Origin of the sequence: Acinetobacter colistiniresistens, from assembly GCF_024582815.1 — a bacterium.
Classification (GTDB): domain Bacteria; phylum Pseudomonadota; class Gammaproteobacteria; order Pseudomonadales; family Moraxellaceae; genus Acinetobacter.
Genome location: NZ_CP102099.1, coordinates 353,628 through 364,744 on the forward strand (window position 1 = coordinate 353,628; position 11,117 = coordinate 364,744).

The following is an 11,117-nucleotide window of genomic DNA, read 5'->3' on the forward strand; positions in this document are numbered from 1 at the left end:
ACTCGATCAGTTCAAAGTTTTAACGAGGAATCAAGGCAAAAACAACACTTTCTGTAGTGGTATTTTTGCATAACAAAAGTATAATTTTTAAAATACATATTATAAACATTTATTGTCATAAGGCGGACAGATGTCAGGATTACATACGTCTCCAAAGTTTTCGGGGTTTATTCGGCGCTTAGTTGAAGATGGGCAACTGTCTGCAGCGACCATGCAAAGCGCAATTGATGCTGCTAAAAAAGCACAACAAGACATCGTCGCACATTTGATTGAGCAACATCGCTTATCACCACTCACAATTGCTGAAACCATTGCAGCCGAGTTTGGTGAGCCTCTTTTCGATTTGGCAGTCTACGATACAGCGCTATTACCTCGCGAGCTGGCAGATAATAAGCTCATTCAAAAGCATAAAGTTGCACCGCTATTGCAACGCGGACAAATTCTGTATGTTGCAACCAGTAATCCCACCAATATTGAAGCCTTGGATGCCATTCGTTTCAATACCAAGCTCAATATTGAACCGATTATTGTTGAACACACCAAACTCGAAAAACTGATCGAACAGCAGTTTGGTGATTCTGGCAGCTTTGATTTTGGCGAAAGCGAAGACTTTGACCTTGATATCGATGTTAGCCAAGCTCCCACCCAAGAGGAGGAGGATGCTCCTCAAGGTGACGAATCCCCTATTGTAAAATACATCAACAAACTGCTAATTGATGCGATTCGTATGGGTGCTTCTGATTTACATTTTGAACCCTATGAAAAAATGTATCGTGTCCGTTATCGCGTTGATGGGGTATTACGTCAGATTGCCAATCCACCACTACAAATGGCAACCCGATTGGCATCACGTTTAAAAGTGATGTCGCAAATGGACATTTCAGAAAAACGAATGCCTCAAGATGGCCGTATCAAACTCAAACTCTCCAAGACCAAAGCCATCGATTTCCGTGTTAACTCACTCCCGACACTATTTGGTGAGAAACTGGTGCTGCGTATTCTCGATCCGTCGAGCGCGATGCTCGGTATTGAAGCTTTGGGCTATGAAGATGAACAAAAAGCCTTGTTCATGGATGCTCTGGATAAACCTCAAGGCATGCTCCTCATCACAGGTCCAACCGGTTCAGGTAAAACCGTTTCCTTATATACAGGTTTAAATATCCTCAATACTGAGGATACCAACATTTCGACCGCCGAAGATCCGGTCGAAATCAACTTGGAAGGGATCAATCAGGTCAATGTGAATCCCAAAACTGGACTCACCTTCTCGGCTGCACTTAAAGCCTTTTTACGCCAAGATCCAGATGTGATTATGGTCGGGGAGATTCGTGATCTGGAAACAGCAGAAATTGCAATTAAGGCTGCTCAAACAGGCCATATGGTCATGTCGACGCTGCATACCAACAGCGCACCAGAAACCTTGACGCGTTTACGCAATATGGGGGTTCCTTCTTTTAATATTGCAACGTCAGTCAATTTGGTAATTGCACAACGTTTGGCACGTCGCCTCTGTGGGCAATGCAAAGAAGTAATTGAAATTCCTAAACAAAGCTTACTAGAACTCGGCTTTACTGAACAAGATTTAAATGATCCTGAGTTTAAAATTTTTCAACCTGTGGGATGTTCTGAATGCCGTGAAGGCTACAAAGGCCGAGTCGGTATTTATGAAGTCATGAAAGTCACGCCAGAGATTTCTAAAATTATTATGGAAGATGGCAATGCCTTACAAATTGCGGCAGCATCAGAACAAGCAGGCTTTAATAATCTACGTCGTTCAGGTTTGAAAAAAGTCATGCAGGGAATTACCTCTTTGCAGGAAGTCAACCGAGTAACAAGTGAATAAAATCAATAAAAAGGATTAATAATCATGGCAGCTAAAAAAGCGCAAATGATGCCAACTTTTGCTTACGAAGGGGTCGATCGTAAAGGGGCAAAAATTAAAGGGGAATTACCTGCACGTAATATGGCCTTGGCTAAAGTTACGTTGCGTAAACAAGGGGTGACCATCAAGAACATTCGAGAAAAGCGTAAAAATATTCTTGAAGGCTTGATGAAGAAAAAAGTGACCACTTTGGATATCACCATTTTTACCCGTCAATTGGCGACAATGATGAAAGCGGGCGTTCCCTTGGTACAAGGCTTTGAAATCGTGGCTGAAGGCTTAGAAAACCCAGCCATGCGTGAAGTGGTCCTTGGGATTAAAAGTGAAGTCGAAGGGGGAAATACCTTCGCGGGTGCCCTGAAAAAATATCCGCAGTATTTTGATAATCTGTTTTGCTCGCTGGTTGAATCTGGTGAACAATCTGGTGCACTTGAAACCATGCTGGACCGAGTTGCAATTTATAAAGAAAAGAGTGAATTACTCAAACAAAAAATCAAGAAAGCCATGAAATATCCAATTTCGGTGGTTGTGGTTGCAGTGATTGTGACCATTATTTTGATGGTGAAGGTTGTCCCTGTATTTCAGGATCTATTTAGCTCTTTTGGTGCAGATCTACCCGCTTTTACCAAAATGGTGGTCGAAATGTCCAAATGGATGCAAGAGTACTGGTTTATTCTGATTATCGTGATTGGCATAATTATTACCGCCTTTTTGGAAGCTAAAAAACGTAGTAAAAAGTTTCGCGACACCTTGGATAAAATGGCACTCAAAGCGCCGATTTTTGGGGATTTGGTCTATAAAGCCATTATTGCCCGTTATAGCCGTACTTTGGCAACAACTTTTGCAGCAGGTGTTCCACTAATTGATGCACTTGAGTCAACTGCTGGTGCAACCAATAATGTCGTGTATGAAGAAGCGGTGATGAAAATTCGTGAAGATGTCGCCACAGGCCAACAGCTACAGTTTGCCATGCGTGTTTCTAACCGTTTTCCATCAATGGCCATTCAAATGGTGGCAATTGGTGAAGAATCGGGGGCTTTAGACAGTATGCTCGACAAAGTTGCGACGCACTATGAAAATGAGGTGGATAATGCTGTCGATGGCTTGACCTCAATGATGGAACCATTAATCATGGCCATTCTAGGCGTGCTGGTCGGTGGCCTGGTTATCGCGATGTATCTTCCAATCTTCCAAATGGGCTCCGTGGTCTAAGTTTTATGCAAGATTTTTTTTCATATTTTATCGAAAATCCCACTGCACTTTATCTGGCGGTTGGGCTTTTTAGTTTATGCATTGGTAGCTTTCTAAATGTTGTCATTTTTCGCACGCCTCGAATGATGGAGCAAGAGTGGCAGCAAGAATGCCACATGCTCCTCCACCCTGAACAACCGATAATTGATCAAAGCAAGCTCAGTTTAAGCCAACCCGCCTCGACTTGCCCCAAATGCGACTCACCTATCCATTGGTACCATAATATCCCTGTGATCAGCTGGTTAGTACTTCGTGGTAAATGTGGGACTTGCCAAAACCCGATTAGTATCCGCTACCCTTTTATTGAGCTGCTCACCATGGTCTGCTCATTGGTTGTGGTTGCCGTATTTGGTGCAACAGTGCAAATGTTGTTTGGTCTAGTTCTGACTTGGGTATTAATTACATTAACCTTTATTGATTTTGATACACAATTATTACCTGATCGCTTTACCCTTCCCTTAGCAGCCTTAGGTTTAGGCATTAATAGTTATGCGATTTATACCACTGCTAGCCTAGCCATTTGGGGCTATTTAATCGGCTTCCTCTGCCTCTGGATTGTTTACTACATCTTTAAACTAATCACTGGTAAGGAAGGGATGGGCTATGGCGATTTCAAGCTACTCGCAGCGTTAGGTGCATGGATGGGACCAATGCTACTCCCACTCATTGTGTTACTCTCTTCTATGATTGGTGCAGTGATTGGTATTATTCTGATGAAAATGCGGGGCGAAAATCAACCTTTTGCATTTGGTCCATATATCGCAATTGCGGGCTGGATCGCCTTCTTATGGGGTGATCAGATCATGAAAGTTTATTTAGGTGGCTAATATGCGTTTTATCTTGGGAATCACAGGTGGTATTGGCAGCGGCAAATCAGCGGCGACACAATGGTTTGAGTCTCAGGGTATTACGGTTATTGATGCTGATGTGGTGGCACGAGAAGTGGTCGAGCCAGGCCAACCCGCACTCAGAGCAATCCGGGACAACTTTGGCGATTGGGTATTATTGGCAGACGGCAATCTGGATCGACGGGCGCTGCGTGAGCATATTTTTCAATTTCCAGAGGCGCGTCAAACTTTAGAAAAAATCACCCATCCTGCCATTCGCCAGTCCATTATTCAGCAATTACAACAGGCTGAGAGTCCATATGTGATTTTGGTTTCGCCCCTGCTATTTGAAACCAATCAACATGAACTCACTCATCACACGCTACTGGTTGATGCTGATGAACAAACGCAATTACAGCGCGCGAGCCAACGCGACGGACAAAGTGAAGAACAGATTCGAAAGATCATTGCAGCACAAATGCCACGCTCTCAAAAACAGCAATTAGCCAATGATATTGTACTCAATGACGGTCTGTTAGAGCATCTTCACCAACAGCTGAAACCCTTGCATTTCAGCTATTTACAACGTGCAGAACGTTGTATCTAGCCTTGTTTCTGTTGCTCCAGCTGCGTGGTCAAACTGTCTTTGCGAAACCAACGCCAAGGTTGTAAAGCACCAATCCCCATTCCAACCAGACCACAGAGAATCGCGGCATTGAGCGGTTCATTTAATAATGGAACAGCCACAATCGCTGCAATAAATGGTGCCAGCGTTACAATACTACCCGTTTTAAATGCCCCTAAACGCTCAATTGCAGCCACATAACTTAAGGTCGCCACGATCACCACCAAAATGCCATGAAAAAGCCCCTGAATCACCAGATGAATCAGCTCTGCATCTTGAAAATGTTTTGGAATAAATAATAGATAAATCGGCAAATAGAGAATGGCAGACCAAATCACCACACCTACGGTCGAATGCCACGCTGATAATTTCCACTGTTTTAGCAGGACGGTGAAAAGCCCCCACCATGCCGCACTGATAAAAAGAAGCAGATCGCCCCATCCCAATGCGGCTGCCTGATCATGCAGTATTAAATAACTCATGAGCGCCAATGCACCCATCATAATCACCAGACTCAACCACGTGTTTTTATCAAAGGGCTGCTGAAACAACAAATAGGCTGCAACAGCCGTACACAGTGGAATACAGCCATTGAGAAAAATCGCCGCATGCGCTGCTGGAGCATGTAAGAAAGCGGTATACACCGTTAAGCAATAAGCCAAACCACCGATCAATGCCAAAATGACAGGACGAGGGTGCCATAAAAAGGCAAAATCTTTTTTATAGATTAATATAGGGATTAAAATCAGAGAGGCAATTGCAAAGCGCATTGCCATCAAATCCCACACACTGACGTGCCAATGTGCATTGAGACGGGAAAAAATGGTAAATCCCCCCCAAATACACATGGTGATAAAGACAAAGAAATAGCCTTGTGTGCGAGCAGTCATTTGAGCTTACATGAACAAGATTGGGTTAAATTATACACCAGCACGTTGGCGGCATGCCTCATAAAGTGCCATCCCAGTTGCCACACTCACATTCAAGCTTTGTAAATCGCCCAACATTGGAATATAAACCGTATGATCGCACTGTGACTGGGTAATCGGTCTTAAACCTGTATCCTCCGCACCCATCACAATCACCACAGGCCCGTTGAAATCACACTGATGAATCGGCAATGCCTTTTCATCCAGCATGGTCCCAATCACTCGGGTATGGGTGGTGTCTTTTAAGTGCGCAAGCGTTCGCGCAAGGTTGGTCACCTGAATAAACTTCACTTTTTCAGCTCCACCTGCAGCAACCTTACGTGCTGTCGGCGTTAAGCTCGCTGAACGATCACGCGGAACAATTACCGCCTGTACACCCATTGCCGCAGCCGTACGAATACACGCCCCCAGATTATGGGGGTCAGTCACTTGGTCAAGTGCCAGCAACAGGGCATCTGGTGATTGCTGTAGTAATTCGTCCAGATCTTTTTCATTCAAGGTCGGATGCGGGCGAACTGCTGCGACTACGCCTTGATGGAAAGGTAAGCCTGCCAGTTTTTCCAGACTATCTCGACTGGCTTTTTGAACACTAATCCCAAAAGGTTCTGCAAGCTGCAAAATTTTTTGCAGACGCTGATCATCACGACCTTTTAGCGTAAATAAAGTTAAAACGCGTTCAGGCTCCAACTCCAACAATGACTCCACTGAATGAACGCCATAATAATATTCAGGTTTCGCCATGAACGACCTCTTGCAGTATTCCCTCTGATATAAAGAAGGATAATTAGGGGAGTTTTGAAAAAAATAAAAATCCTGCAAAGCAACTTTACAGGTGAGGAGCTGTTATAGCTCCGCAAGGGAACTTAATAAAAAATCCTGCAAAATGACTTTTACAGGATTTCCATTAAATCTAGTGTACTCGATTTAGACAGGAATAGGTTAACCTTCTAAATGACAGACATAATCGAGCACTTCATCTGCTTCGATATGGAACATACTGTTCCCAGGCACATAAAAGGACTGGCCTGCACGAAATAATTCACTCTCAGCACTATCTGCAATTTTTACACGGCATTCACCAGAAATAATTTCCATACGCTCTGGAACGTGTGTTTCAAAAGTCAAAGGCTGTTCAGTGGGTAAAATTACACCTAAAGTCTTTTTTGTACCATCTTCAAATTGTACTGTATGGCTAATACATGCCCCACCAAAATACACATTCGATTTCTTAATGACCGTTACATGATCAAATTGCACTGAACTCATGCGTACTCTCCAAATAATGCCGCATTTATATTAGGTTATGCTGGACGTAGTTTAATTGTGCCGTGACAACTAATCAATCCATTTTCTGGGCTAAACGTTGCAATTTTCATACCTGAGCTCAGATAAGCAAAGTGAAACTTTGCCTGAGCGCAAGACGAACAGCTTTGCTGTGAGTAGCGAAGATAAATAAAGTATGAGAAGCACCGCTTCGCAAGGTTCGAACACAAAACCTTGTACCATAGATGGTGCATAAGCGGTGACTGGCGCACAAATACAAAGCGAAATCGTATCTTAAACCCATAAACAATCAGTAATTCCTCAGTAAATCAGGAAAATCCAGTATTCCGCACTTGTCGTCACTTTAAAACTTCTCTATCTTTAAGCAAAAGATTCCGTGCATTGGATGCGTTTATGCTCACCCATTTAACTTTAATTAATTTTGCACTCGCTGACCATTTGGCTTTAGATATTGAACGAGGCTTCAATGTGCTGACTGGTGAAACTGGTGCAGGAAAATCATTATTGTTAGATGCACTTTCTGCGTGCTTAGGCGAACGTACCGATACCAATTATGTACGTTATGGTGCAGACAAAGCTGATGTCACTGCGATATTTAGTTATCAGCCTGAAAGTGCAGAAGCGCATTGGCTGACCGAACATGAACTGGATGATGATTCAGGTGAAATCCATTTAAGACGTGTGATTTTTGCCACAGGCCGCAGCAAGGCTTGGATCAATGGCCGCCCGAGCAGCTTGGCCGAACTCAAAGAGATTGGACGCTTGCTGGTTCAACTGTATAGCCAGCACAGCCAGCAACAATTACTCGAACCACCTTATCCTAAACATTGGCTTGATCGTTATCATAATTTTGCCGAACCTTCGCAAGCAGTACGTGATGCCTATAGCACATGGCAACGAAATATTCGTCAACATCAAGCTGCCTTAGATGCGCAAGCGACACGTATTCAAAAAATACAAAGCTTAGAATTACAAATTGAAGAACTGGAAGACGTTGTTCAAACCGATTATCGTGAAATCGAACAAGAGTTTGATCGTCTCAGCCATCATGAACATATCATGCAAGACTGTAGTTATAGTCTCAATGTACTGGATGAGGCCGAGCAGAATATTACCCAAGAAGTTGCATCGATCATTCGTCGTCTGGAATCTCATGCAGGTCGTAGCGAACAGCTCGCCAATATTTATAATTCCTTGTTAAATGCGCAAAGCGAAATAGACGATGCAACCGCAAGCTTACGTCAGTTTATTGACCGTCAAAGCTTTGATCCTGAACGCATGGAACAGTTGAATGCAACCCTCGAAGTGTTCCATCGTCTGGCACGTAAACACCGCACTCAACCCGAATTACTCAAACAAGACTATGAAACTTGGCAACAAGAATTAGCGCAACTGCATCAGCTGGAAGATCCAGAAACCTTGGCAGAACAAGTTGAGCTTTCCTATCAAGCCTTTATACAAGCGGCTCAACATCTAGATAACATTCGTCGCGCGGCCGCTGTTCCATTAGCAAAACAACTGACTGAACAGGTAAAGCCACTCGCACTTCCAGAAGCACATTTTGAGTTTAAATTTGAGCCACAGGAACCGAATGCCGAAGGACTCAGCTTTATTCAACTGTTATTCACCGCCAATAAAGGTATCCCGCCACAACCATTGGCACGCGTTGCCTCAGGCGGTGAGTTATCCCGTATTGCGCTGGTGATGCAAGTCATGAATGCAGAGAAAACCGAGTCCGAGGTACTGGTCTTTGACGAAATTGATGTTGGGATCAGTGGGGGTACTGCTGAAGTCGTGGGACGCCTATTGGCTGATCTGGCTCAGCATGTGCAACTGCTCTGTATTACGCATCAAGCGCAAGTGGCAGCACAATCCGACCAGCATTTATTGGTGAAAAAACAACAAAGCGATCCAGCCAGCAGTACCATTCTCGAACTGGATGAAGATCAACGGATTTTAGAGTTAGCACGCATGTCGGGTGGGGTCGAGATTAGCGAAACCACTTTGCAACATGCACGCCAGCTGCGCCAGCTCAAATTCCAATCTGCTTAATTGTGTATACAAAATATGAGAAAAAGATTGGCGAAATCCGATCAACTCTTGTATGTTGATAAAAAGAACCTATATAGATAGATCAGCATAATATATTGATGGAGAATCGCCTAGGTGACGAAACAATACTTAACTCACCGTTGTCTCATCGCTCCACCAGACATGGCAGATGACTTTTTTGCCAATACTGTCATCTATGTTGCGCGCCATGACGAAGACGGTGCTCAAGGCATCATTATCAATCGCCCTTCCGATCTACAAATCAAAGAATTACTTAATGATTTAGAGATTGATGCCGACAATGTCCATCCACATGCCGTGTTACAAGGTGGTCCATTACGTCCAGAAGCAGGCTTTGTATTGCATACCGGTCAGCCAACTTGGCATTCATCGATTGCGGTCGGTGAAAATGTCTGTATCACCACCAGTAAAGATATTTTAGATGCGATTGCACATAACGAAGGTGTGGGCCGCTATCAAATCGCCTTAGGCTATGCCAGCTGGAGCAAGAACCAACTTGAAGAAGAGATTGCACGTGGGGACTGGCTCATCTGTGAATCAGACATGGATCTGATTTTTAATCTGCCCTATCACGATCGCTGGGATGCCGCCTATAAAAAAATTGGAGTAGACCGTACCTGGTTTGCCTCTGAGATTGGTCATGCCTGAGATGCAGAGTTTCCAATCCATCATGGCATTTGATTTTGGCACCCAAAAAATGGGGATGGCGATAGGTCAATCCTCGATTGAAAGCAGCAATCCTCTGCCCTTATTCCCGATGAAAGATGGTATTCCAGACTGGGATAAATTATTAAAGATTGTCAAAGAATGGCAACCGAATCTATTTATCGTGGGTTTACCGCTGAATATGGATGACAGTGAATCTGAGCTCTCTGCTCGGGCACGTAAATTCGCGCGTCGTTTACGTCATCAAACCAATATTGAAACCTGGATGGTGGATGAACGTTTGACGACACGTGAAGCCAGAGAAGAGCTGGAGTCTTATCAAAGCAAAGGACAGGCAAAACGCTTATCTGCAGATAGCTTTGCAGCGGCATTATTGATTCAGAGTTGGTATCGCGATCCCGTAGGGATTACACCTTAAGGCTGAATTTCCCAAATATTTAATGGTCTCGTGCTATTAATACCGCGAGACCATTGTATAAAACATAAAACAACACTCTTAATCCCAAATAAAATCTTTAAGCCAAGCTCTGAGTTATTTCTCGATAATTCGAACCGTTGCCGTACGCCCTGAAACAAATGCCAGCGGATTTTGTGGTTGTTCATCCAAGACAATTTTCACAGGTACACGTTGTGCCAAACGCACCCAACTAAAGGTTGGATTTACATTGGCCAATAAATTCGAACTACCCGAACGTTCACGATCTTCAATCCCGGTTGCGATGCCTTGTACATGGCCTCGAATGCGTTGCTTATCTCCCATCAACTGGACAGTCGCAGCATCACCAACATGAATACGGTTTAATTTGGTCTCTTCAAAATACCCCACAACATAGAGCTGATGGCGGTCTAATAAAGCCGCAACGGCTTGCCCCACCTTCACATAATTGCCAACCCGCAAATCGAAATTCGATAAAGTCCCATCTGCAGGTGCGACCACTTCAGAGCGATTCAAATTCAGTTGCGCCAAATGTAAATTGCTATTGGCCACTTCAATCAAAGCTTGCTGCTGTTGAATCGCGGCATTGGCTTGTTCGATGCTCGCAGTTAATTGCTCACGCTCGGCTACGGCTTGATCGCGGGTTGCAAAAACTTGATCTTGTTCCTGTTTCGAAATTGCACCATCCATCAAGCTGGCATAACGTGCTGCATTTTTCTCTGCCAGTTTCATATTGGCTTCAGTTTTCACCAAACTCGCCTTTGAACCTGCCAGATTTGCATGCGCTTGCGCCAAACCAGCTTTGGCTTTGGCAAGGTCGGATTTCGCTTGCTCAACATCCAAGGCCTGACGTGCGACATCAATCTTGAACAGCACTTGCCCTTTCTTCACGGTTTGGTTGTCTTGCACCAACACTTCAGTGACCAAACCATTCACATCGGAAGCGACCTGAATCACATCTCCCCGTACACGTCCATCCCGTGTCCACGGTGCGGCATTGTAGTAATTCCATAAATGCACGATGGCGTAAACAGCAATCACAACTGCAACGAGCAACACCATAGGACGTATAACTTTGCGCACATCAAATGCATTCATGTTGATGACCTCTACTACATTTCTTGACATCATTAAATTTTAAAAT

General features: G+C 44.0%; 11 protein-coding genes. 7 read left to right on the forward strand and 4 right to left on the reverse strand.

Annotated features, from left to right (window positions below; all coding sequences use genetic code 11):
- The first annotated feature begins 130 nt into the window (after positions 1 to 130).
- Genes pilB through coaE form a run of 4 tightly spaced genes read left to right on the forward strand, consistent with a single transcriptional unit; the run spans position 131 to position 4,567 of the window.
- Positions 131 to 1,843, forward strand: coding sequence for a type IV-A pilus assembly ATPase PilB (pilB, locus tag NQU59_RS01685; RefSeq protein ID WP_005240082.1), 1,713 nt, complete (start codon positions 131 to 133; stop codon positions 1,841 to 1,843).
- A 24-nt stretch (positions 1,844 to 1,867) separates the two neighbouring features.
- Complete coding sequence (locus NQU59_RS01690; protein WP_096911156.1) at positions 1,868 to 3,094, forward strand: type II secretion system F family protein; 1,227 nt, start codon at positions 1,868 to 1,870, stop codon at positions 3,092 to 3,094.
- Between the two features lie 5 nt (positions 3,095 to 3,099).
- Positions 3,100 to 3,960 (forward strand): prepilin peptidase, encoded by an 861-nt coding sequence (locus tag NQU59_RS01695; protein ID WP_005240087.1) that lies wholly within the window; start codon positions 3,100 to 3,102, stop codon positions 3,958 to 3,960.
- A gap of 1 nt (position 3,961) precedes the next feature.
- Positions 3,962 to 4,567, forward strand: coding sequence for a dephospho-CoA kinase (gene coaE / locus NQU59_RS01700; RefSeq protein WP_257064720.1), 606 nt, complete (start codon positions 3,962 to 3,964; stop codon positions 4,565 to 4,567).
- Here coaE and NQU59_RS01705 read toward each other — a convergent pair.
- From NQU59_RS01705 to ppnP, 3 genes are all read right to left on the reverse strand, one after another.
- Positions 4,564 to 5,475: a DMT family transporter gene (locus NQU59_RS01705; RefSeq protein WP_257064722.1), complete on the reverse strand. Its 912-nt coding sequence runs from the start codon at positions 5,473 to 5,475 to the stop codon at positions 4,564 to 4,566. The genes coaE and NQU59_RS01705 overlap by 4 nt on opposite strands.
- A 30-nt stretch (positions 5,476 to 5,505) precedes the next feature.
- Positions 5,506 to 6,255 carry a 23S rRNA (guanosine(2251)-2'-O)-methyltransferase RlmB gene (rlmB, locus tag NQU59_RS01710; RefSeq protein ID WP_005278530.1) on the reverse strand — a complete coding sequence of 250 codons (750 nt, stop codon included), beginning with the start codon at positions 6,253 to 6,255 and terminating at the stop codon, positions 5,506 to 5,508.
- Between the two features lie 198 nt (positions 6,256 to 6,453).
- Positions 6,454 to 6,780 carry a pyrimidine/purine nucleoside phosphorylase gene (gene ppnP / locus NQU59_RS01715; RefSeq protein ID WP_004637677.1) on the reverse strand — a complete coding sequence of 109 codons (327 nt, stop codon included), beginning with the start codon at positions 6,778 to 6,780 and terminating at the stop codon, positions 6,454 to 6,456.
- A 411-nt stretch (positions 6,781 to 7,191) separates the two neighbouring features.
- Here ppnP and recN point away from each other — a divergent pair, with 411 nt between their 5' ends.
- The 3 genes from recN (at position 7,192) to ruvX (ending at position 9,955) form a co-directional block, all read left to right on the forward strand.
- The gene (gene recN / locus NQU59_RS01720; protein ID WP_096911153.1) at positions 7,192 to 8,850 is read left to right on the forward strand and encodes a DNA repair protein RecN; all 1,659 of its coding nucleotides are present in this window, start codon (positions 7,192 to 7,194) and stop codon (positions 8,848 to 8,850) included.
- 114 nt (positions 8,851 to 8,964) lie between these two features.
- Complete coding sequence (locus tag NQU59_RS01725) at positions 8,965 to 9,519, forward strand: YqgE/AlgH family protein (RefSeq protein WP_005240094.1); 555 nt, start codon at positions 8,965 to 8,967, stop codon at positions 9,517 to 9,519.
- A complete protein-coding gene (gene ruvX / locus NQU59_RS01730; protein WP_096911152.1) occupies positions 9,512 to 9,955 on the forward strand; it encodes a Holliday junction resolvase RuvX in 444 nt (147 codons plus the stop codon). Before NQU59_RS01725 ends, ruvX begins: the two co-directional genes overlap by 8 nt.
- A 114-nt stretch (positions 9,956 to 10,069) precedes the next feature.
- On the opposite strand, the gene NQU59_RS01735 is transcribed toward ruvX, so the two are convergent.
- Positions 10,070 to 11,071, reverse strand: coding sequence for an HlyD family secretion protein (locus tag NQU59_RS01735; RefSeq protein ID WP_096911151.1), 1,002 nt, complete (start codon positions 11,069 to 11,071; stop codon positions 10,070 to 10,072).
- Between the last annotated feature and the right edge of the window lie 46 nt (positions 11,072 to 11,117).

What these genes read in the sequence shown, in the direction of transcription:
- pilB (WP_005240082.1), top strand. Translation starts at nt 131, where the DNA reads ATGTCAGGATTACATACGTCTCCAAAGTTTTCGGGGTTTATTCGGCGC.
- NQU59_RS01690 (WP_096911156.1), top strand. Translation starts at nt 1,868, where the DNA reads ATGGCAGCTAAAAAAGCGCAAATGATGCCAACTTTTGCTTACGAAGGG.
- NQU59_RS01695 (WP_005240087.1), top strand. Translation starts at nt 3,100, where the DNA reads ATGCAAGATTTTTTTTCATATTTTATCGAAAATCCCACTGCACTTTAT.
- coaE (WP_257064720.1), top strand. Translation starts at nt 3,962, where the DNA reads ATGCGTTTTATCTTGGGAATCACAGGTGGTATTGGCAGCGGCAAATCA.
- NQU59_RS01705 (WP_257064722.1), bottom strand. Translation starts at nt 5,475, where the DNA reads ATGACTGCTCGCACACAAGGCTATTTCTTTGTCTTTATCACCATGTGT.
- rlmB (WP_005278530.1), bottom strand. Translation starts at nt 6,255, where the DNA reads ATGGCGAAACCTGAATATTATTATGGCGTTCATTCAGTGGAGTCATTG.
- ppnP (WP_004637677.1), bottom strand. Translation starts at nt 6,780, where the DNA reads ATGAGTTCAGTGCAATTTGATCATGTAACGGTCATTAAGAAATCGAAT.
- recN (WP_096911153.1), top strand. Translation starts at nt 7,192, where the DNA reads ATGCTCACCCATTTAACTTTAATTAATTTTGCACTCGCTGACCATTTG.
- ruvX (WP_096911152.1), top strand. Translation starts at nt 9,512, where the DNA reads ATGCCTGAGATGCAGAGTTTCCAATCCATCATGGCATTTGATTTTGGC.
- NQU59_RS01735 (WP_096911151.1), bottom strand. Translation starts at nt 11,071, where the DNA reads ATGAATGCATTTGATGTGCGCAAAGTTATACGTCCTATGGTGTTGCTC.